The organism is Gordonia sp. 852002-50395_SCH5434458 (genome assembly GCF_001665905.1).
Taxonomy (GTDB): Bacteria; Actinomycetota; Actinomycetes; order Mycobacteriales; family Mycobacteriaceae; genus Gordonia; species Gordonia jacobaea.
This window is the reverse complement of the sequence record NZ_LZTC01000040.1, coordinates 255,265-277,639: the sequence shown is the minus strand read 5'-3', so window position 1 is coordinate 277,639 and position 22,375 is coordinate 255,265. Positions and strand designations below refer to the sequence as shown.

Here is a 22,375-nt window from a genome sequence, read left to right as displayed (position 1 = left end):
CCCGAGTGGTCGTGTAGTGAAGACTCCCCCTACAACCACAACTCATCGGTCAACGGTCGGCAAGCGAGTTATTATTCCACTCTCAGTATTCACCGAGGTACTGACAATCCCGTCGCCGCCCGTCTCAGGCCGTCCCCGCCCGCCTCGGGCGGACGCGGACCACTGACTAGACTCGCGATGTGGCGACATCCCCGAAGAAGCACGTACTGATCACCTTCGGCCGCTCTTTCCTCACGCTGAACCTGGCGAGGCTGATGTCGGCGGCAGGTCATCGGGTGACCGTCGTCGACAGCATCCCGATCGGTGTCAGCCGCTTCTCCAACTCGGTCGACGCATTTCACAAGGTGCCTCCACCGAAGTTCGAACCGCGCGACTACTGCCGCGAACTCGCGCGCATCGTCGTCGACGAAAAAGTCGACATGGTCATTCCCATCCACGAGGAAACCGACATCCTGTCGATGATGGTCGGACTGTTCCCCGCGGAGTGCGAGGTGTTTTTGTCCGATTTCGACACCGAGAACAAGCTGCACAACAAGTACGACTTCCAGCGCGAATTGGTCTCACTGGGCATTCCCACGCTGAAATTCGCCGTCGTCGAAGGACCCGACGACGCCGCAGCGCTCGACTTCGACGTCCCGTTCGCGCTCAAGCAGTGTTATTCGCGCGGGTCGCAGAAAGTACACAAGATCACTCCCGGCGAGAACCTCGACTGGGTCGAATACGATCCGACGAATCCGTGGCTTGCCCAGGAGTGGTTGGAAGGCAAGCGGTACTGCACCTACTCGGTCTGCCGCGACGGCAAGGTCAACGCACACGCGACCTACCCCGTCAGCTACGCGATCGGCGGCAGCTCATGCCTGTCGTTCAGTTCGATCGAACATCAACCGATCCTCGACTGGATCACCGAATTTGTTGCGGCGCAGAGGTTTACCGGCCAGGCCGGTTTCGACTTCATCGAGGGCGCCGACGGCAGCCTCTACTGCATCGAGTGCAACCCCCGATCGACGAGCGGGATCATGATGTTCCGCCCCCACAACGACGTACCCGCGGCGTTCTTCGGCCACAACGACGACCTCATCGTTCCCGACTCCGACGTCGACCGCATGATCGGACTCGGCATGCTGCTCTACGGCTGGACGAAGGCATCACGCCAGGGACGGTCGATGCGCCAGTTCTGGAAGGACTTCCGCTCGTACGAGGACGTGATCTTCGAGCGCGGCGACATAAAGCCCGGGGTCATGCTGCCGGTCGCCTACGCGTCGATTCTGCGCGACTGCCGTCGCTACCACGTCGGCCTGGCCGAGGGCTTCATGCACGACCACGAATGGGACGGCCACCCGATCTGAGCCACTGAGCTACTGTGTCGGGCCGCGAAAGCCCTCACACGGCGTCGACGTCGACCTTGTCGCCGCCGACGTAGACTTCAGCGATCGCCGGTTCGCGCATGCCCATCAGGAGCGCGAAAAGTGTTTGGTCGCGCGCTCTTTGCGGGTCGTCGTCGCGAACTCCGTTGCGCAGCATCCGTTCCATCGGCGGCCATCGCTGCGGGTCGATCACCAGGAAGTCGGCTTCCTTGCCGACGTCGAAGTTGCCGAAGCGTGATTCGGCGTCGAGAGCTCGTGCGCCCGCGAGGGTTCCGCTGAACAGCATCTGGGCCGGATGCATGGCGACGCTCGCCTCGCCCGGTTCGGAGATGTGCACCTTGTAGGCGTCACCGGCAACCTTCGAGATCAGCCACTCGTCGCCACCCCCGCAGTCGCTGCCCAGCGCGATGGTCACACCCGCGTCGACAGTGCGGTTCCACGGCATGGTGCCCGAGCCGAGGAACAACTGGGACGTCGGGCAGTGTGCGATCGACGTGCCGGTCTCCGCCATCCGGGCCAGTTCGGCGTCGGTGCAGTGGACGCAGTGGGCAAGAATGGTGCGTCTGCCGAGCAGGCTTTCGCCGCCGACGGCCGAACCCGGCAGAAACTTGCCGTCGTAGGTGTCGAGATAGCACTCCACGTCGAAGAGTTGCTTGACCAGGTCGACCTCGCCGGTGCCGGGCCGGTTGTTCTCGTTGAGGTGTGTGTGGACGTAGACGCCGCGGTCGCGCACCTGCGCGTAGAGCTCACCGAGCGCCGCGAGGGTCTGCGTTGTCACCGACAGTGTGAAGCGGGGCACGATCGCGGTGAGCAATCGAGCGGTGTCGGGGTTTCCGGTGTCGGCCGCGTGCCACCGATCGATCTCGGCGGTCGTCAGAGCGATCGCGTCGGCCTCCGAGGTCATCAGCGGGGCAGCCGAATCCGGACCCTGGGTCTGGATGCCGCGACCGCTGACGATGCGCAGCCCCGCGCGCTGTGTCGCCTCGAATAGTTCGTCCTGTGCCACGGGGAAGGCCGAACCGAACACCATCGCGGCTGTGGTGCCCGCGGCGATTCTGGCGCGGGTGAAGTCGCGCGCGATCGTGCGGGCGAACACCGGGTCGGCCAGTCGCGACTCCGCGGGAAAGATGCAGTTGTTCAGCCATTCCAGCAGCTGGCCGCCGCCGTACGCGTTGAGCTCGTAGGTCTGCGGAAAGTGCACATGGGCGTCGACGAAGCCCGGCAGCAGGAAGGCATCGCCATGGTCGACGACGACATCGCCGGGCCGCGCGGGCAGTTCGTCGAAGGGGCCGCAGAAGTCGATCAGCCCATCGGCCGTGATGGCCAGCGCACCGTCTCCGATGTCGACGAGCGCTGAGTCGGCGTCCGAGACCGTCGGCGAGCCTGCGATGTGCATGATGCGTCCCCGATGGATACGACGCTGTGCTGAGGTGCCAGGATTCGCTGCGGTGCCGGGGCTTGTCACGTCGGGGGCATTCACGCGCACAACCCAACCACAGGTTCGACGGTTCGGCCTGTCGGGACCGGCATCACTTCACGTCGAATGCGGGACTCGTCCCGACGAACGACGACAGCGCGCCGTTGGTGTGCTTGACGTCGCCGAAGTACCGGATGCGGTGACGCCCCGAGACTCCCGGGCCGGTCGTCCAACTGATGGTCACGCTCGACGCCGTCGAACTGCCCGACGGCCGCTTCCAGGCGAGCTCGGTGCCCCAGGTGTTGTCGTCGGCGGCCGCGACCCAGCGACCCGACTCATACCGTTCGACGACGAAGTAGCCATCCTTGGCTGCGCTGCTTCCCGGCCGCACCCTGTGCACCTTGTTCGAGGGGTGCGCGCCGCAGAACTCGACCGACACGGTGTCACCGGACCGATACGAGGTCTTCGGTCCACGCACGACGTCGCCGAAGCGTCGACCGCTGATGGGGGTGTCGGCGGGTACCGGGGTCAGCAGATCGGGTTGGGGGCCGCGCTGATCCGGTGGCTTGGGGCCGCGTGACGATGATTTCCCGGCTGCCATTTCGCGTGCGAGCTTGTCGAACTCCTGCATGTACGCGCACAGTGTGTATCGCCCGAAGAGAGTTTCGCCGCCCTCGTACTGCTGCGACAGGTACTCCTCGGGAGTGGTGACGTACTGGCTGTAGCCGTTCGAGTATCCTTGTAGCAGAACGTTTTCCAGTGGCAATGAGAATGCGGCTGCCACGATCCGACGCACGCGCAGTCCCGCGGTGATGGTGAACTCGGCCGGTGCTGCCGCGAGTACAAGATCGCCGATGCGGATCAGTTGGATCGGCAGAACCTGCTGAATCCACGGGTGCGGCGGCATGTAGCCGAGGGGGAACAGCGGTAGCTTCGGCGCCTGGACCTGCTGAACCCATTCCGGCGGAGTGACTTTCGACGTCGCTCCGAGTGCTGCCGCGAAGGGGAGTACGGTGCCCTCCTTGAGGAACGAGAGCTGGCTGCGTGTGTTGTCCTCGGTGCTCGTCGCCGCGGCGGCCGCACCCATGATCGCGGGACTCGTGCGCGCGGGACGGCCATCTGGCGTGTATGCGCCGTCGATCGCGATGTCGGAGAGGTTCAGGAACCGGTACGCATAAGACAGTCCGCCGGACAGCGAACGCGCAGAGGCGAATGCCCGCTGGCCGGCTTTGAACTGCCGCTGACCGATGATCGTGCAGTTGGCGCGGTGATCTTCGGTGGGTCCGGACGGATGTAGTTTGCGCACAGCGAGATTCGGTGTCATGTCGCCGGCGTTGGTCTGCGGGAACGATGCGACGACGTCGGGGTTGTTCTGCTCGGCGAGGTACGACGCGTAGCCCTTGTTGTCGATCGAGATCAATGTGTTGGCGTCGGTCAGCGACGTTCCGTGTGTGGCGAACCAGGTGATCTCGCCGATCACGTTGCCGCCCTGTCGAAGTCGCAGCGAGGTGACCTGTGGATCGATGTGCTCGGGGAAGTGTCGACGATCGGGGGTTGGATTGTTGACGAACGCCTGCAGTGACCGGTTGGCGCTGGCGTCGTGCAACTCGGAATGCCCGAGTTCGAGGGTTCCCGGCGCCAGTGAGTGGTGGGCCGCCACGATTGCGTCGACGAGGCCGGCCACCTCTGCGCGATACGAGTTCTCCCGATGTCCGAGTGCTGCAAGGACATACGCGTAGTCCCAGGCCGTTCCGCCGCACGAGTTGTGATTGTGGGTGGCGTTGAGATTGACGTTCTCTTCGGTGTAGAGGTTGCCGAATCGCTGGCGCAATTCGTTCATCACGCCGACGTGGTGGGACTCGAACAGGCAGGCAAGATCGGCGTTGACGAATACGATTCGCTTACCCGACGCGACGTCGGCGATGATGTAGGCGCGCGCCCACACGCGTTGCAACAGACCGGTGGCCACCTGGCTCAGGTCGGAGTATCCCATCATTCCCTGGCCCGCGATGGCGCCGGTGAGATCACCCTTGCCCGCCCCCACCAGGTAGCCCGACGACGGTGCGGCCGTTGCAGTTCCGGCTCCGAGTGCGCCTGTCATGGCGATCCCGACCACGCCCGCTCCGACGGCTCCCGCGGAGGCACCGAGGAACCCCCGTCGGGTCACTCCGTTCGGAGCTGCGTCGTCGTGTGACGTGTGATGCGGTGTTCCGCGGGATGCGTTGGTGCTCATCTCAACCCCCTGGTGAAATGTGGACATTCGAATGCATGGATGAATGGGATGCGTTGTGGGTCAGTGAAATATGTTTCGGGTGAACGGGTATGACGGCAGGTCTCTTCGGCTCAACGCACGCTGCGCACCAGTAGAACCGACACGCCGCCGAGGATTCCGAAAATCGCTGAGGCGACGAACAATCCGGTGAAACCGCCGGTTGCTTCGACGATCGCGGCGCCGACCAGAGGTCCGAGTGCCTGCGGGACGGCCATCGCGATGTTCATGATTCCCAGGTCCTGGCCGTTGTGCTCGGCGTCGGGGAGGACCTGGGTCGCCAGTGCCTGGTCGACACCGAGGAAGGCGCCGAAGCCGGCGCCGAGCAGCGCTGCCGCGACCATCGTCATGGGGAGGTTGGCGACCACAGCGATGCAGACCGCCGCCGCGCCCTGCGAGACACCTGCGGCGAGGACGAATGGCTTTCGTCTCCCGACGACGTCGCTCAGCTTGCCCGACACCAGTGCACTGATGACGACGAACACCATGTAGACCGCTGTCACCAGCAAGATGTCATTGTCGGCGTCGGTGGAGTGGATGCCGAACTTCAGGAAGAAGAAGAGCAGCGAAGTACCAAGGGCGTTACCAAGATTCACCAACACGCGGCCGAGTAGTGTCCATCCGAAATCGGGATGCTCACGCGGCGAGATCCACAACTCGGATACGACGGCCCGGACACTGATCCGACCCTTGTCGTGTCGCGGGTTGGGCGGATCGTTCAGGTACAGCACGAACGGTGCGACACAGGCGATCAGCAAGACCGCGAAGAGTGCGTACGACGGGAGAAATCCGAGGCCGAACGCCGACACCAGTGCGATACCGATGATCACGCCGATCGCTTGCGGGGCCGACACCCAACTCGATACGACGCCGCGTTGGAAAACCGGAACCTGATCGCTGATCAAAGCGGTCAGCGCCGCCGACACGGCACTGAAGCCTGTCAGCGTGGCACACCACCCGATGGTGATCGCAATGATGTTGTCGGAGAAACCAAGTGCGATGAGTCCCGCCGCGAACAACGCCGTACCGCCGACGATCCATGGTCGACGCCGTCCGTATCGGCTCGTCGTGCGATCCGACAGCGAACCGGTGAGGGGAAATGCCACGAGCGCGAACACCGCAGAGATTCCCGATACCACGCCGAACGTGAGAACGCTTTGCTTCCAATTGCTTTCGTCGACATTGGTGCCGATATCCAGCCAGTCGTTGATCTGGTTGGGAAGGGTGAGCTGGAACGGTGCGAGTTGCGCGAGCCAGATGCCGAGCCACGAGAGTCCGAAGAGGCCGATCCACTTCGACGAAACGCGTTGCCACGGCGTCGTCGAACTGTGGTGGGCGTCGTGGTCGAGGGTCACCGTGCGTCGGTTTCCGGCGACGTCGGTGTTGTTGCCGGTGCCGGGGTCGGTGATGATGTCGGGTCCGCCGTCGGAGCGGCGAGTGTGACGATTGCGGTCGCGAGTACGTCGATGTTTCGACGCGCAGCCTCGGTGTCCCGGTCGGTCAACCACGACAGCGTGAGACCGTCTATCGCAGAGGTCACCAGGTGTGCGACCTGCGTCAGCGGTAGCTCCCACGTGATCGACATGCGTTCGGCCAGATAACTCAGCGCGTCGGCGACAGCGCTGCGGTAGGTCTGCCACTGCTTGTTCACGGCCGCGCGGTCGTGGCGGATCGCGTGTGTTGCCACCTCAAGGAGTGCGAGCTCACGCGCTGGGTCTTCCTCGAGCATGCGCAGGTAGCCGAGCATGGCCTCGCTGAGCACCTCGTGGAGGCTCGCGTCGTCGGCGACCATGTCGGCAGACAACACCGCGGTGAGGCGTTCCTGCTCGGTGATGTGTGTGATGACCTCGGTGATCAGCGCATCGCGGGACGAGAAGATGTAGAAGAGCGCGCCCTGAGGCATCCCTGCCTCGCCGACGATCGCCCTGGTCGTCGCAGCGGCCAGCCCATCTCGTGCGATGACGCGGACTGCGGCATCGACCAGCGCTTGCCGCCGGTCCTCGAAAGTCATTCGACGCAACGAATCCCCCTGGTCATCTGTCGTGGCGAGTTGACCATACGATCAACTGTCGACAAATGTGCGGGATTCGCTCGAAATCCGCAACAGGAGCGCGGCGATTTAACCGCGCCGCAATCGGCGCCGCCGTCAGGCGGGTTCGAGTTCGCCGATGGCGATCAGGGTGCCGTCGTGCAGCATGCGCACGATCTCGTCGGCGACGTCCTCGGGGTAGGTGTAGCCGTCGATGGGTTGCGGATTTGCAGGCGGTGGAGTTGGGGATTCATCTACCGCGGCTGCTGGCGTCAGCTCGGCTCGCCACCGCTCGAGCTTGTCGTCGATGATCGCGTCGAGATCGTGAATGTTGTTGGTGCGCAGCGCAGTAGGCTTCCCGGGGAATGCCGGGTCCGGGTTGGAGCGCCAACCGTATCTCCCGCGGTCGGTGCCGTCGGGGATCTTCTCTGTGGTGAACTGCCCGGGACCGTCGCCGACCGCGCGGTTGTGGGGTCCGCAGGCCGGTGCGAGCTCGTCGATGTCGGTGCGTCCGCCCTTCGCCCAATCCTGTTCGGCGTGGTGGATTTCGCAGTGGCTGAAGGGGCGGGGGCAGTCGGGCATTGAGCATCCACCGTAGTTCGCGAACAGCATGAACCGCTGAGACTCGTTCGCGAGGCGGTTGGCCGTGCCGAAGTAGAGGGGCGCACCGGTGTGCTCGGAGAACACCGCCAGGTGCATGACCGATTGTGCGGCCAAACGGATCAGGTCGGGCATCGGGATGTCGGCGCCGGTGGTGGTCTGTCCGAATCCCGCGTACTCGCGGAGCTGAGTGTCGGAGATGCGTACGACGAGGTGTGGCGGAAGTCCGCGATGGCTGGCGCCGAGCAGCCCGCCGTCGAGGACCGCCCTGAGAATCGCGGAGAGCGCGTCGTGGTTGCGTTGCGACTGGGTGCGAGTGTCGCGGGCCGCTGCCTCCTTGAGCGCGTCCACATCGGCGAACTCGTTGCTGCCGGTGGGCGAGGCCTCGTCGTCGGGATTGTTCATTCCGGGTGCTGCCCACGCTGCGAGTGCTGTATCGAGCATCGCGCGGGTCGTGGGATCGAGGGTGCCGAGGATTCGTGACATCGACTGTGTGTCTTGATTGTCGACGGTGAGTCGGCGCTGACGCTTGCGGTCGTTGTCGTCGGTGATCGTGCCGTCCGGGTCGAGGTAGGCGAGCAGACGATTACCGGCGGCGAGAATCTGGCGTGGCGCTAGCTTCTGTGCGAACTCGGCGACTTCGGCTTCGGCGCGGGTCAGTTGCTCCGCATCGATGCCCTCCGGAATCTTGTTCAGCACGGTGAGTGCTGCGGTGAGGTGATCGGCACCGAGCGTGCCGCTGCGCAGTGCGTCGGCGAGCAGCGGGTAGAGCGGGGGCATCGTGTCGCCGGTGATCGTGAAGGTCTCGTTGAGTGCCAGGATCTGCCGCCTGCGCTTGGTTGCGTCGTGCAGGCGCAACGCGCCCATCATGAAGTCCGACAACGAGTGTGTGCCGACAGCGCGATACGCCGCACGATTGGACACATCCATGATTCGACTGTTGCCGATCGAGATCATCCTGCGCGCCGCACGCTCGTGTTCGATCGCCATGGCCGCCACCTCGGCTTCCGTTGCACCGCTGGTGTCGACGTCGTCGATCTGATCGAGCAATGCGTGCAATTGCTCATACAGCGCAACGGGATTCGGCGCAGCAGCCTCGCCGGCCAGGTGTCCCTCGTGGATGTCTGAACTCTCGGTCCCCATGCCCGCCCCCGCCTCCGGTGTCGAACTGACGTTCTATTTCCAACGTACCCGTCAAATCGGACATGTCAAGGAGAATCTTTCCGCCTGTTGGGTACTGCCCGGGCCGGCCCCGTAGACTTCATTCTTGACTCGACGCCTTCCCGACCGCGAGGGTGGAGCACATGGTCACAGTCGACGACACCGCAGCTGCCCGCGCCAGGCTGGCGTACGAAACACTCGAACCGTTCCACGTCCTCGCCTACTTCAACCCGAGACTCGCTGAGGCACAGAGTGATCTGAGCCTCGACCCGCACGCCTTCTACGTAGGAGCGCGAGGGGCTCCACTCGGCGATTGCGCCGCCCCGGTCGTCGTCTCGTCGTTCTACAACTTCGCGCCCGAACTCATCACCAACGCGTGGGAGTCCGCGCGCAAGGTCGGTCTCGACAAGGTTGCCGCGCGTCGAGAGCAGATGCTCGACGCCCAGTTCCGCGAAATACTGGGCGAGCGGGTCGTCGAACCTGAACTGGCTTCTCTCGCAGAGCGTTACCAAGAGATCGCATCGAGTCTCCCGATGGGAGGTAGGCCATTGGCCTCGGCGTGGGCGGCGCTGACACCGCCGGATTCTCCGCACCTCGCGCTCTGGCACGCGCTGTCCGTACTGCGAGAGTGGCGGGGAGACAACCACATTGCGGTCCTCGTCCAGAACGGTCTCGACGGAATCGACGCGGCAACCTTCCACGAAGCAACGCTGCCGGACCCGACAATTCGACGTCGAGCATTGGGTCGACGACTCGCTCAGTTGACCCGCGGATGGTCGGACGAGGCGTGGGAGGCTTCGGTTGCCAGGCTCGTCGAGCGCGGGCTTGCCACCAGAATCGACGACGATGAGCACGAGTTGACTGCTGCCGGTCTCGATCTCTACCGCGCGATCGAAGCCGAGACGGATGCCATCACCGGATCGGCATGGGCGAGTGAGGATGTCGACGAGCTACTCGAGCGTTCCCGGCCGTTCGTGAAGGCCGTGATCGACGCGGGCGTGCTTCCCGGAACAAAGAAGAAGTAGCACCCCGCAGGCGCTCGAACCTGTCTCGTGAGCGTCCTATCGGTCGTGGGGTTCGAGGGCGTCGAACAGTATTCGCATGCACTCGCTGATCGACAGCTCGGTGTGGGTGAGCCAATGCTCATGTGCCGCAATCGAAGCGGCAACCGCCGCATGGCCGGCAGCACGCGCGTAGGCGCTCTCGTCGCTCTTGTCGGTGCGCGTGGCGACGAACCGTGTGACAGTGACGCGCCACCGTCGGAAGACCTGGTTGGCCTGCGCCTGCACCGCGGGCTCGTACAGAATCAACCGGGCGCGGTGTCTGGCCCAGTCGTCTTCTGCGCGTCCGTGGTCGAGTGTGGCGATGTACGCCGCGGTGACGGCGGCCCACGGTGATATGTCGGGCGAAGCGTCGTCGAGTAGTTGCTCGAACAGGGCGTGTTCATTCTCCGACTCCACCCAGATCACGTCGGCTTTGGTGGGGAAGTAGCGAAAGAAGGTTCGACGGCTGACGCCGACGGTCGCGGCGATCTCCTCCACGCTCGTCTGGTCGAAGCCGTTCTCGATGAACAGACGTTGTGCCTGGGCCGCGAGTTCGTGCGGGCTGGTCATGGCGGGGCGACCGCCGCGATCGACGGGTGAATCGACGGGGTCGAGCGCGTGCCGTTCGTCGGAACCCATGACCACCATCATGGCGCATGGGCGTCGTTCGGCCTTGTCGGCGGCGCTCGCTTGCCGATTTCGGCGAAATCGAACCGGTTTTGTCACCCTGTGTCATATCCTCCCCAATGAGAGGCAGATCACATCGTCGAACGGTGTGGATGAAGGAGGAAGAAATGAGAACACGAGCCGCTGTCCTGCGTGAGGCGCCGGGTGAATGGTCGGTCGAGGAGCTCGAACTCGACGAACCGAAAGAAGGCGAACTGCTCGTCGAAATGGTCGCAACGGGCTTGTGCCACAGCGACGATCACATTTCGCACGGCGATATCACCGCTGGGCACCTACCCGTCGTCGGCGGGCACGAGGGTTCGGGAATCGTTCGCAAGGTGGGTCCGAGCGTCACGGGATTCGAGGTGGGGGACCACGTTCTCACGTCGTTCATCCCCTCGTGCGGCCGATGCCGCTGGTGCGCGGCCGGCATGCAGAACCTCTGTGACAACGGTGCGCTGATCATGATCGGGCACCAGATGGACGGCACCTACCGGATGCACTCCGACGACGGCCACGACGTCGCGACGATGGGCCTTCTCGGAACGTTCTCCGAGTGGCAGGTCTACGACCAGATGTCGCTGGTCAAGATCGACAAGGACGTGCCGCTTGAGGTCGCGTGCCTGGTTGCCTGTGGCGTGCAGACCGGATTCGGTTCTGCGGCAACGGCAGGAAACGTGCAGCGCGGCGACACGGTGGTGATCGCTGGTGTAGGCGGCGTCGGGATGAACGCCGTACAGGGTGCGCGCGAGAGCGGTGCGTCGCACATCATCGCGGTCGATCCGGTGGCCGACAAGCAGAAGTGGGCAACGGATTTCGGCGCCACCGACGCCTTCGGCTCGATCGACGAGGCGATGCCGCGTGTGGCCGAGTTGACCAACGGCCAGGGTGCGGATGTGGTCGTCCTGACCGCCAGCATCGTGACCAACGAGTTGATCGGTCAGGGCCTTGCCGCCACACGCAAGGCCGGAACCGTCGTCGTGACCGGCATCAGTTCGGAGAGCGAGGAAGGTTCGGTCCCCGGACTGAACGCGAACAATCTCGCGATGATGCAGAAGCGGATTCAGGGTGCGCTCTACGGCATGAAGTCACCGCGTGAGGCAATGCCCAACCTGCTCAACATGTATCGCGCGGGAAACCTCAAACTCGACGAGTTGATCACGCGCACGTACACGCTCGACCAGATCAACAGCGCATACGACGACATGCGCGAGGGCCGCAACATCCGTGGCGTGATCCGATTCTCCTGACATGATCCCGTCGGCGCCGCATCGGGCGGCGCCGACGGACAGGCTCACGCGAATCGTCTGTGCGGCAGAGTCTCTGGCTTAGATGTCACTGAATCTTGCATGTCACTGAATCTTGGCCAGTGCGGGTCGACCTTCTTGATCGCCCACGGCACGGAGTAGATCGACGGGCTGCTGAAGGCTGCCGCGTTGTTGTTGTCCAGGTACACAGTGCTGCCGCGCTGTACTGCGGGTAGCGACGTGAAGCCCGGAACCTTCTCGAAGACCTCGGGTCCTCCCGTCAGTGGCCAGAGAATCAGCAGGTCCGAGCGGAGCACGTCGATTCGCTCAGGGGAAACGAGAGTGCGATCGCCGTTGGGGGACAACGACTTCACCGCTGGGTCGAGGACCAGACCCATCTGATCCATCAGCTTCGACGCCGCATCACTGTCGGAGGTGGTCACGCCGAGCTGATTCTCCTGAGTGAACTGTGCGAACGAGAATGTCTTGCCCTGGGCCTTCGGATACGTCGACTTGACTTGCGCCAGTTGATCATTGACCTCTGCGACAGCATCGGCGGCTTGCGTGCGCTTGTCAAAGATCTCGCCTGCCGTGGTGGTCACGTCCTCCCAGCTGTCCACCTGGGTGCCCTGCTCGAGCACGGGGATCGTGGGCGCGATCTGCTGCAGGCGTTCCCACGACGCCTTGTCGGGAAGGAAGCCGGCCAGGATCACGTCCGGCTTGTACTTCGCGAGGGTCGCGATATCGGGGGTCGCGGTGTAGGGCACGACGGTCGACGAATGCTCGGGCGTCCACTCGAACCGGTTGTTCTCGCCCGAGTAGCCCTCCAGGACGAACTCTGCGGTGATCGGAACGTCGAGCTTGATCAGAGAGTCTGCCCAGGTCCAGTTCAACGTGACAGGACGCTTGGGCGTGCTGGGGATCTCGGTGGTGCCGTACTGGTGTGTGATCGTCACCGGCCCGGCCGACGACGACGATGACGAATCGGAATCGGAATCGGCGCTCGAACAGGCTCCAACTACCAGTGACACTGCCGCGAGCACCACCGCGAGATGGCCGAACTTGAATCTCATTAGGCAAACCTAACTGATGTCCGGTTTGTGCGATAGGCCTGACGCGAGCGGTTGTGCCCAAACGCCCCCGCCGACCGGCGGCGCGGAGTAGACGTTGGGCATGGACGATCTCGAGCAAGTGAAGGCGCTCAAGTACCGCTACCTGCGGGCACTCGACACCAAGGACTGGGATGTGTTCGCCGCGACGCTCACCGAGGACGTCACCGGCGATTACGGAGAGAAGCTGTCCTTCGGTGACAGAGATGAACTCGTCGGGTACATGCGCAGCTCCGTCGGACCGGGTGTCATCACCGAGCATCGCGTCGACCATCCCGAGATCATCGTCGACGGCGATTCCGCTACCGGTCGGTGGTATCTACAGGATCGCGTCATCGTGCCGGAGTTCTCCTTCATGATGATCGGAGCGGCGTTCTACGCGGATACTTACCGCCGAACCGACGACGGCTGGCGCATCTGCGCGACGGGCTACGACCGGACGTACGAGGCGACCGTCGATCTGAAGGACGTACCGAGCTTCTCCGTCACGGTTGGCCGGGCGATCACTCTCGCCACTTCCTCGTGAGTCCGGGGGGGCCGGTTATGTCGTACCTGTTCGCAGATCGAGCCGATGCCGGGCAACTATTGGCCGAGCGCATCAGGGCCACCGGAGGTCTCTTGCCGGGTTCGTCTGCAGAACAACCACTTCCGCTGATCGTCGGCCTCGCACGAGGTGGTGTGCCTGTCGCTCGTGAGGTCGCCGAGGCTTTCGACGCTCCGCTCGACGTGCTGGTTGTGCGCAAGCTCGGCGCTCCCGGTCAGCCGGAGTACGCGATGGGTGCTATTGCGGCGGGGCAGGTGTTCGTGGCCGACGACGTGCCGCGGCGACTAGGGGTGTCGGATCGGCAATTGCATGAGATCGTGATGCGCGAAGACGCGCTGCGTATCGAGCGAGAAACGAAATATCGCCAAGAGCGGCAACCGTATTCGTTTGACGGAAGATTCGTCGTCCTGGTCGATGACGGTATCGCGACGGGTGCCACGATGGCAGTGGCGGCGCGCGCCGTTCGTGCGGCGGGCGCCGCTGGGATCATGATCGCCGTGCCGACCGCTCCGCGCGATGCCCTGCGTAGATTCGCAGACGATCCCGACATCGACCGGGTGGTGGCCGTCGACGTTCCAGAACCCTTTAGTGCCGTTGGGTTTTCGTACCGCGATTTCGGTCAGGTCCCCGATGATGACGTGGTGAGTTGTCTACGTGATCGATGATGCGGGGCTGCAGCTAGGGGTGCTCCAGGGTCAGGCGGCTGGCCGGGTCCGCACCTGCGCGATGAAGACGGCGAGGCCGATTGCCTCGAGAAGCACCGCTCCCCACAGCGCCGGGCCGATCGTCTGCGCAACGCCTGCACCGCACAGTGCGCCAACGAGGAAAGCGAGCACCACGATAGCGGTGGCGACAGCGGCGCGGACCTGCGCCGACGACCTTCCGCGTACGAGGTCTGCTGCCGCGGCGACGAACCGCATCAGGTTGCCCGTTGTCGCGATACTCACGAACGAGATTCCGCCCGCGGTGCGGAACAGTTCGAGCCGTACCCCGCCCACGAACGACAAGGGGATCACGAACAGTGCGGCAGGAGCGCTCGACGGCAGACATGCCAGCACGGTGAAGACGACGAGTTGGAAGACGAGCACCGAGCCGAGAGCGCGCGCCGGGAGCGTCGGGACCAGTGTGCGAAGCACCTGGGCGGCAACGAGACCCGCAAGGTAGGCCAGCAACGGCCAGGCGAACTTTGCCCATTCGTCACCCTTGACCAACCCGACCGCCAAGAACACGACGTTGCCGGTCTGTGCGAATCCGAACACCTGGTGTCGCAGATAGAGGAACGCGTCGACGTACCCGCCGACGACGGTCATCAGCACGGCACTGATGAGTCCGACTTCGCCCCGAGTCGGCGGAAGGAACGCCCGTGTTGCTGCCATCGCCGAAACCTTCCAAATGTCTTGCGTACTCGTGGCGGGTCACCGAAACCTCGCACAGGGACGTGTGTGGTGACCGTGTGTGGTGACACAGTAGCCGCGCTGGCCCTTATCGGTGTTGGCGGTGAACGTCATTGTGTGAATCGGCACCGCCAGACAGTGGCGGGAGAAGTCGCGTATGACGCTCGGCGAGCGGACTCGCGACTTATCCTGTAGGTGGCTCGACAGAGAGTGGACACCATGACCGTCACACCGACCCGACCAGCGCCTGTGGAACTCACCCACCACAATCATCTCGCCGGGATCTTTGCGCCACAGCGAACCGAGGTCGACGTCGCCGACCTGCCGGTGACAGGCGAACTGCCCGAGTCGCTGACCGGCAGCTACCTGCGCAATGGACCCAACCCGCGGTTCGATCCGATCGGGTCCTACGTCTACCCCCTCGACGGCGATGCCATGGTGCACCGCGTCAGCATCGAGAACGGGCGGGCGTCGTACATGAATCGCTTCGTCCGGACACCCATGGTGGTAGCGGAAGAGGCTGCCGGACATACGATCTGGTCGGGTATCACCGACGGGTACACGCCACCGGCGGACGAAGTGGGAGACAAGCTTGCCGGGACCGTCCGTGAGCTCCCGGACATCAACATCGTCTCGCATGCCGGCAAGCTGATGGCGATGGCCGAGGCCGATCAGCCGTATCTGCTCAACGCCAAAGACCTTGCGACACTGGGACGCACCGACTGCTCCGGCGCAATGCGGGTCGGTAGCACCGCACATCCGAAGCTGGACCCGTCGAACGGCGAGCTCGTGTTGTTCAACTACACGCTCGAGGCTCCATACCTCACGTGGTCGGTCATCAACGCCGATGGCACCACGAAGGTGGAGCCGACGCCCGTCGACGGTCTCACCGACGCGGTGATGATTCATGACATGGCCCTCACGAGCACTTACATCGTATTGTTCCTGTGCCCCTTGATCTTTGACCTGGAAGCGGCGATGACCGGTGGCTCGTTGCTGTCGTGGCGTCCGGATGATGGCACTCGCATCGCGCTGATTCCCCGCGACGGTGGTGCGGTGCGGTGGATCACGACCGACCCGTTCTGGGTGTGGCACTTCGCCAACGCCTTCGACAACCCCGACGGCTCGGTGACCGTCGACTACGTCGAGTGGAGCTATCCCGGCGGTTTCGCGACGGAGCCGAACCCGTCGTCGTCGACCTTGAACAGGGTCGTGGTGTCCCCGGACGGACGACTCTCGCGCACAGCGCTCAGTCGAAAAGACACCAATATGGAGTTCCCACGTGTCGATGACCGACTGCTGACCCACGATCATCGCCGCGTCGCCACCGTGGCCAAGGGACCAGGTGACGTCGGCGATCAGGACAGCCTGTGGTTCCACGACCTGTCCGCGGATACCGAAACCTGCTGGACCCCCGGCGTTGCCATCGGCGAGCCGATCTTCATCCCCGGCGCCGAGGGCGATTTCTGGGGCGCGATCGGCACCGACCCAGCGGACATGAGCTCGCGGTTCTATCTGCTTTCGGCCGACGATCCGGCGTCCGGTCCGATCGCAACCATCGACCTGCCGCAGCGCGTACCGGCGGGCCTGCATGGGGCGTGGCTGGCTGGGTGAGCATCGTGCCGGTCGGCGGGCAAAGTGCGATCTGCCGCATATCCGCGACCACTGCGACCTTGGACCCCGATTAGCTGTCCCCGGTATCGGAGGCGGCGATGAAATAGCAGAATCAGCGGCATGAGTGGTCCGTCGACCGACAGCCCCCGCAGCGGAGCATCGTCGGACATCGTCACGCACGCCTGGGCGGCGACGACCAGCGATGTCACGAGCGCGCTCGAGACCGGCCCGGGTGGCCTGACCTCGGCGGAAGCCGCGACCCGACTCATGAAAGACGGTCCGAACGCTCTGCACACCGTGCATGTCCGGCCGCTGCACATCCTGGTCAACCAGTTCCGCAGCGCCCTGATGGTGCTACTGATCGCGACGGCCGTCCTCGCCTTTGCGCTCGGCGACCGCAACGACGCTGTGGTGATCGGCATCATCCTCGCGGCGAGCGTTCTCGGTGGATTCGTCAACGAATACCGGGCCGCGAAGGCCACCGAAGCGCTGCACGACCGGGTGCACCACAGCACAACCGTGATCCGTGACGGCACCGCGCAGACAATAGACGTCACCGGACTCGTGGTCGGTGACGTCGTCCGTCTGGTGCTCGGGCAACTCGTGCCCGCCGACATCCGGCTGACCGAGGTCACCGATCTGGATTGCAACGAGGGCGTGCTCACCGGCGAATCCACGGCCGCCGCCAAACAGATCGACCCACTGCCCGCCGATACGCCATTGGCCGACCGCACCAATTGCGCATACATGGGGACGGTGGTGCAGTCGGGCACCGCTACCGGGATCGTCGTCGCGACCGGAGCACACGCGGAATTCGGTGCCGTCGCAGCAGGTCTCGGTGACGATCCTCCGCAGACCGCGTTCCAGAAGGGCCTGTCCCGGTTCTCGGTGCTGCTGCTGCAGGTGGCGATCGTCCTGACGGTGTTCATCATCGCTGCGAACCTCATCCTGGGCCGGCCACTCGTCGAGTCGTTGCTCTTCGCCCTCGCGATCGCGGTCGGAATCACCCCGCAACTGCTGCCCGCCGTCGTCACCACCGCCCTTGCCGCCGGCTCCCGACGACTTGCCGCGGCAAAGGTGCTGGTCAAACGTCTGGTGGCGATCGAGGACCTCGGCGACATCGACATCCTGCTGACCGACAAGACAGGCACCCTCACCGAGGGACAGATATCGCTGATCGGCGCACAGGCACCCGACGGCCGACCCGACGACGACGTGCTGCTCACCGGACTGCTGGCCACCGACGCCGCCGACACGCAGTCGTCGAGCGGCAACGAACTCGATACGGCGCTATGGCGCGGCGCCGGGCCGGTCGAGGACCGGGTGGCTGCCTACCACCGGATCGCCACACGGCCATTCGATCACGTCAGGCAGATGGCGTCGGCGATCTCCGCAGGACCCGACGGCCGGCACACCCTGGCCGTCAAGGGCGCGCCGGAGCGAATCCTCGAGCGCTGCACTGGAACCGGGCCGGAGGCCGAGGAGACGCTCGACCGGCTGTTCGCGCAGGGCTCGCGAGTGGTGGCGCTGGCCACTCGGGAGATGCCCGCCACTCAGACCACGATCGGCGACGACGACGAGCGCGAGTTGACCCTTGTCGGTTTCCTCGTGTTCCTGGACCAGCCGAAACAATCGGCGGCACAATCACTCCGCGATCTCGACAACCTGCACATCACGGTCAAGGTGGCCACCGGTGACAACGTGGTGGTGGCCGACAAAGTCGTCGCCGACCTCGGTATGACGTCGGGTGGCAGCATCACCGGGACCGAACTCGACCGCCTCGACGACGAGGAGTTCACCCGGGCGGCCCGGGAGCGCACAGTATTCGCTCGGGTCACACCGGAACAGAAGGCACGGATCGTCAGCGCGCTGCAGACGCACGGACAGTCCGTCGCCTTCCTCGGCGACGGGGTCAACGACGCCCTCGCCCTGCACCGCGCCGACGTCGGCATCTCGGTCGACAGCGCCACCGACGTCGCGAAGGATTCCGCGGATGTGGTTCTGCTGGAGAAGGACCTCGGGGTGCTCGCGCGGGGTGTTGCCGAGGGACGACGCACCTTCGCCAACACGATCAAGTACGTGCAAATGAGCGCGTCGAGCAACTTCGGCAACATGTTCAGCGCGGCGGGTGCCTCCGCGGTGCTGCCGTTCCTGCCGATGCTGCCCAGCCAGATCCTGCTGAACAATCTGCTCTACGACTCGAGCCAGCTCGCGATCCCGAGCGACCGGGTCGACGCCGAAGCCCTGCGGTCGCCGTCGCACTGGGATATCGCCGCGATCCGGCGGTTCATGGTGTTCTTCGGTCCGATCAGTTCGCTGTTCGACTTTCTGACCTTTGCCGCGCTGATCAAGATCTTCCATGCTCAGGCCACCGAGTTCCACACCGCATGGTTCGTGGAATCGTTGGCGACTCAGATACTGATCGTGTTCGCGATCCGCACTCGTCGTATCCCTTTCTTCCGCAGCCGACCGTCGGCGCTGTTGATCGCGGCGGTCGGAATAGTGCTGGTGATCGGGGTGGTGCTGCCGTTCACTCCGTTGGCCGGGCCACTTGGCTTCGTCGCGCTGCCAGTGTCGTTCTACGTGTTTCTGCTCGTGATGGTGATCGGTTATCTGGTCGTCGTGGAACTCGCGAAACACGTGTATTACTCGACCGCGACGTTCCGGCCACAGCTACCGCCGCGCTGGCGTGGGCTTCAGCACCGCCTGGAACGCCGTTCCTCACGCTTCACCGCTGTGGCGTGACCGAGAGTGGGTGTGACCGGGAGTGGCACCTCGAAAGCACCTGCGAAAGAATGCCATTCGGCGCGGCCCCCGGTTCCCGCAACATAGAATCCGAGAGCAAAAACAGGACCTCGGAGTGGATGTGCACAACTCACAATCTTCGATAATCAGATCACTCCGGGTGTACGACCCGGGCCACACCTGGCTGATCTATGCCACGTCGACGACGATCGCGACGGCGTTGGGGATTCTGGTTGCCCACTTCGTCATCGTGGCCACCCACGGACCCGACATTCTGCTGGTGACAGGCGGAATCATCGGCATGGTCGCGTTCGGAGCGACCGGTGACGTCACGGCGAAAGCCCGCTGGCTGACGTCGGTGACCGTCGTTGTCCCGGGACTGGCCGCAGCGGCGCTGGGTGTCGTGCTGACGCATCATTCTCCTGCCGAGATCGTCGTGTCGATACCAATGGCCGGATTCTGTATCTGGGTACGACGATTCGGTTGGCGCGGCCTGGCGGTGGGCGGTGTGACTTTCTTTGCCTACCTGATGGCGATCTTGGCCATGCGAGAGCCCGGGGCGAACCTGCGGCAGATTCTTCTGGTCGTCGGAGGCGCACTCCTCTGCGGTGTGCTGCTGCGGACGGTGATGCTGATCGAGTTCCCGGCACGCCGACTCAGGTTGCACCTGCGGCAGTTTCGGGCGTCGTGCGCCGAAGCGCTCGAGCGGTCCCAACGACCCGGAACCGACGCCGAGATCCTGGTGCCGGTGAATCACCTGCCCGACCTCACCCTTGCCATGGCCGGGTGGCTACAACAGTTCGACGTCGCGTCGCTCGGAGTGGACCCGAACACACTGCGCCGCAGAATGTTCGACGCGCAGAGTGCAACCGAGCTGGCATGCGAACAGTTGCAGTCTCTGACGAAATCGGGTGTCGATCCACATTCGGATCCCACGCTCTCCGGGGTCCTTGATGCGCTGATGACCGTCGTTCGCGGCAAGCCGTCGAGCCACGACGTCGCGGCCGCGGAACTCGCGGCACGCTCGGCGATCACCACGGTCGACCCGTCGACTCCACATGGCCTGGCAACGCTTTTCGTCTCCCGTGCGCTGCTCGCCCAACTCGACCTCGACGACGCCGCGCGCGGCGATGCCGACGTCGATAACCCCAGCCCGCCCGAACCCGTCGTGTCTGATGCCGATGTGTCTGGTGCCGATGTCTCCACTACCGATGGGGCCGCCACCGACGACCACGTCACCAATAACACTGCGGCCGTGGTGCGTTGGTGGGACAACCTGCGGCCAACCTCGCGGATGGCGATTCAGGTGATGGTGGCGACCGCCATCGCAGCGGGTGTGGGACAGGCGATCGCGGCGGGGCGCTGGTACTGGGCGGTGATGACGACGTTCATTGTCTTCATGACCGCCGCCACCCGTGCCGACGTGCTGACCAAATCGTCGTGGCGCGTTGTCGGGACTCTGGTGGGAGTGGCGTTCGGTGCGGTGGTGGCAATCCTGCTCGTCGGGCACCCGCTCCCGCTGTCCATCCTCTTCTTGGTCTGTGTCTTCTTCGGCTACTACTACCAGGGCGCCAACAATGGCATGCCCACCATCTTTTTCACGATCCAGTTCGCGGTTATCTACGCCCTCCTGGGCTTCCACAACTGGACGCTCGCCTTTGTTCGACTCGACGAAACCATCGCGGGTGCGATCGTCGGCGTGGTGTGCGCTTACATCGTCACGTCGCAGCGATCCGACGGTGCTGTGGCCGCCAGCGTCGACAAATACTTTGCGGCACTTGATCATCTGATCGTGTCGTGCGGTGAGGCGCAGACGGCCGCGCATCAGTCGAAGCCCGTCGTCGACGCGGCGATAGCACTCGACAACGCGCATCAGGGGGTTCGGTCGACCCTGTCGAACATGGCGGCGGCGATGCTCGTCGGTCTCGGTGCACGTCGCCGCGCTCGTTCACTACAACTCGGCCGCCTCACTCGAAGTGCACACGTGCTGGCGCAGACTTCGAGTGCACTGTCTGCCGACCCATCGCTGGTGTACACCGGGCACGACGCCGAGGTGGTGAGAGCTGCCGTCACTCGACTGCGAGCCGACGCCGAGGACCTCCATCAGATCTTTCTGGAACAGCCCGTGGCACACGCCGAACGAGGTGAATCGTTGGCGCAGTTGCTCACTGGCGTCGACGCCCGACCGGATACCGCCCGCGGCGCAGGTGTCGCTGCGTCCGTGCGCCTGGACCATCTCCTCCGCACGCTTCCGGATACCGTCGCCGCTCCCGTCGCGTCTACCGCCCCGAGCCGACAATGACACCCACACACCGATGACTTCTGCGGCCCCACACGGTCTATCCATGCGTCAGACACAACCGACGAAGGGACGCAGTCCATGAGCATCGCCCATCTACTCGCCGTCGTTCCCGTCAGCGACATCGATCGCGCAGGCGACTGGTACACGCGGCTTTTCGGGACGACTTTCACCAACAACCCCATGCCCTCGCTAGTCGAATGGCAGGTGGTCGACGGCGGTTGGGTGCAGGTCCACCTCGACGCCGTTCGAGCGGGCAGCGCGCTGCTCAACTTTGCGGTCGACGACCTCGAAGCACATCGGGTCGAACTGGCCGACCGCGGCCTGGCCACCGGCGACGTTGTCGAGGCAAACAAGGGTGTGCGACTGTCGGAGATCTCCGACCCTGACGGCAACACCATCCGGCTCATCGGCGGCTTCCGCGTCGACTACTGACGCACGTGCGTGCCGAGCCGGGTGGCGAGGTCGCAGAGCAGGATTGCGAGCGGACAACGCTTGTCAGGCATACAACACGGGTGCGCTATTGCATGTAGTCGCACGGACGGCGCGTTAGCGCGTGTGCAAAGGTGCCGCTACCCGTAAAGGCATCACATCGATACGCGGTGTGACCAGCGATTATATCGGTGAACCGGTACAGAGCCGATGACGGGAATCGAACCCGCGTATTCAGCTTGGGAAGTATTTTCGGCGTTCGAACGTGATTTCACATCGCCGCAGGCAGACGCCCTGGTGGATTGCGAATCACCGCAGCTCAGACTGCATTTCTCGGCCGGTTCCGGAACGGTTCTCAACGCTTCCGATACGGCGTCGGAGGGTTCAGAAACGCTGTCGGACGCGGCCCCTGCGCGGCCCCGAATGGACTGATGTGGTGTTG

At 64.2% G+C, this 22,375-nt stretch carries 17 protein-coding genes; 9 read left to right on the top strand and 8 right to left on the bottom strand.

Annotated elements, in window-relative coordinates:
- Positions 1 to 179: 179 nt before the first annotated feature.
- Positions 180 to 1,346: a hypothetical protein gene (locus A5785_RS09600; protein WP_064866136.1), complete on the top strand. Its 1,167-nt coding sequence runs from the start codon at positions 180 to 182 to the stop codon at positions 1,344 to 1,346.
- 34 nt (positions 1,347 to 1,380) lie between these two features.
- On the opposite strand, the gene A5785_RS09595 is transcribed toward A5785_RS09600, so the two are convergent.
- The 5 genes from A5785_RS09595 to A5785_RS09575 all read right to left on the bottom strand — a co-directional run bounded on the left by A5785_RS09595 (position 1,381) and on the right by A5785_RS09575 (position 8,822).
- Positions 1,381 to 2,778, bottom strand: a complete 1,398-nt coding sequence (locus A5785_RS09595; RefSeq protein WP_269449563.1) for an amidohydrolase family protein — start codon at positions 2,776 to 2,778, stop codon at positions 1,381 to 1,383.
- Positions 2,779 to 2,893: 115 nt separating this feature from the next.
- On the bottom strand, positions 2,894 to 5,014 hold the full coding sequence (locus A5785_RS09590; protein WP_231894090.1) for a neutral/alkaline ceramidase: 2,121 nt from the start codon (positions 5,012 to 5,014) through the stop codon (positions 2,894 to 2,896).
- A gap of 110 nt (positions 5,015 to 5,124) precedes the next feature.
- Complete coding sequence (locus A5785_RS09585; RefSeq protein WP_064866134.1) at positions 5,125 to 6,405, bottom strand: MFS transporter; 1,281 nt, start codon at positions 6,403 to 6,405, stop codon at positions 5,125 to 5,127.
- On the bottom strand, positions 6,402 to 7,061 hold the full coding sequence (locus tag A5785_RS09580; protein ID WP_064866132.1) for a TetR/AcrR family transcriptional regulator: 660 nt from the start codon (positions 7,059 to 7,061) through the stop codon (positions 6,402 to 6,404). The genes A5785_RS09585 and A5785_RS09580 overlap by 4 nt, the downstream gene beginning before the upstream one ends.
- 135 nt (positions 7,062 to 7,196) lie before the next feature.
- Positions 7,197 to 8,822 carry a DUF222 domain-containing protein gene (locus tag A5785_RS09575; protein WP_064866130.1) on the bottom strand — a complete coding sequence of 542 codons (1,626 nt, stop codon included), beginning with the start codon at positions 8,820 to 8,822 and terminating at the stop codon, positions 7,197 to 7,199.
- 161 nt (positions 8,823 to 8,983) lie between these two features.
- On the opposite strand from A5785_RS09575, the gene A5785_RS09570 reads away from it, so the two are divergent.
- Positions 8,984 to 9,865, top strand: coding sequence for an SCO6745 family protein (locus A5785_RS09570; protein WP_064866128.1), 882 nt, complete (start codon positions 8,984 to 8,986; stop codon positions 9,863 to 9,865).
- A 36-nt stretch (positions 9,866 to 9,901) separates the two neighbouring features.
- Here the strand turns inward: A5785_RS09570 and A5785_RS09565 are convergent, their stop codons facing one another.
- Positions 9,902 to 10,522 carry an acyl-CoA-like ligand-binding transcription factor gene (locus tag A5785_RS09565; protein ID WP_064866239.1) on the bottom strand — a complete coding sequence of 207 codons (621 nt, stop codon included), beginning with the start codon at positions 10,520 to 10,522 and terminating at the stop codon, positions 9,902 to 9,904.
- A gap of 155 nt (positions 10,523 to 10,677) precedes the next feature.
- Here A5785_RS09565 and A5785_RS09560 point away from each other — a divergent pair, with 155 nt between their 5' ends.
- Positions 10,678 to 11,799, top strand: a complete 1,122-nt coding sequence (locus A5785_RS09560) for an NDMA-dependent alcohol dehydrogenase (RefSeq protein ID WP_064866126.1) — start codon at positions 10,678 to 10,680, stop codon at positions 11,797 to 11,799.
- 44 nt (positions 11,800 to 11,843) lie between these two features.
- Here the strand turns inward: A5785_RS09560 and A5785_RS09555 are convergent, their stop codons facing one another.
- On the bottom strand, positions 11,844 to 12,869 hold the full coding sequence (locus tag A5785_RS09555; protein WP_231894091.1) for an ABC transporter substrate-binding protein: 1,026 nt from the start codon (positions 12,867 to 12,869) through the stop codon (positions 11,844 to 11,846).
- A gap of 100 nt (positions 12,870 to 12,969) precedes the next feature.
- Between A5785_RS09555 and A5785_RS09550 the strand changes: the two genes are divergently transcribed.
- Positions 12,970 to 13,431: a nuclear transport factor 2 family protein gene (locus A5785_RS09550; RefSeq protein WP_064866124.1), complete on the top strand. Its 462-nt coding sequence runs from the start codon at positions 12,970 to 12,972 to the stop codon at positions 13,429 to 13,431.
- A gap of 17 nt (positions 13,432 to 13,448) precedes the next feature.
- On the top strand, positions 13,449 to 14,114 hold the full coding sequence (locus A5785_RS09545; RefSeq protein ID WP_064866122.1) for a phosphoribosyltransferase: 666 nt from the start codon (positions 13,449 to 13,451) through the stop codon (positions 14,112 to 14,114).
- 30 nt (positions 14,115 to 14,144) lie between these two features.
- Here the strand turns inward: A5785_RS09545 and A5785_RS09540 are convergent, their stop codons facing one another.
- The gene (locus A5785_RS09540) at positions 14,145 to 14,825 is read right to left on the bottom strand and encodes a YoaK family protein (RefSeq protein WP_049700409.1); all 681 of its coding nucleotides are present in this window, start codon (positions 14,823 to 14,825) and stop codon (positions 14,145 to 14,147) included.
- 237 nt (positions 14,826 to 15,062) lie between these two features.
- Here A5785_RS09540 and A5785_RS09535 point away from each other — a divergent pair, with 237 nt between their 5' ends.
- From A5785_RS09535 to A5785_RS09520, 4 genes are all read left to right on the top strand, one after another.
- A complete protein-coding gene (locus A5785_RS09535; RefSeq protein WP_064866237.1) occupies positions 15,063 to 16,457 on the top strand; it encodes a carotenoid oxygenase family protein in 1,395 nt (464 codons plus the stop codon).
- A gap of 120 nt (positions 16,458 to 16,577) precedes the next feature.
- Positions 16,578 to 19,202, top strand: a complete 2,625-nt coding sequence (gene mgtA / locus A5785_RS09530) for a magnesium-translocating P-type ATPase (RefSeq protein ID WP_064866121.1) — start codon at positions 16,578 to 16,580, stop codon at positions 19,200 to 19,202.
- Between the two features lie 160 nt (positions 19,203 to 19,362).
- On the top strand, positions 19,363 to 21,504 hold the full coding sequence (locus A5785_RS09525; RefSeq protein ID WP_064866119.1) for an FUSC family protein: 2,142 nt from the start codon (positions 19,363 to 19,365) through the stop codon (positions 21,502 to 21,504).
- A gap of 78 nt (positions 21,505 to 21,582) precedes the next feature.
- The gene (locus A5785_RS09520) at positions 21,583 to 21,936 is read left to right on the top strand and encodes a VOC family protein (protein ID WP_064866116.1); all 354 of its coding nucleotides are present in this window, start codon (positions 21,583 to 21,585) and stop codon (positions 21,934 to 21,936) included.
- The last annotated feature ends 439 nt before the right edge of the window (positions 21,937 to 22,375 follow it).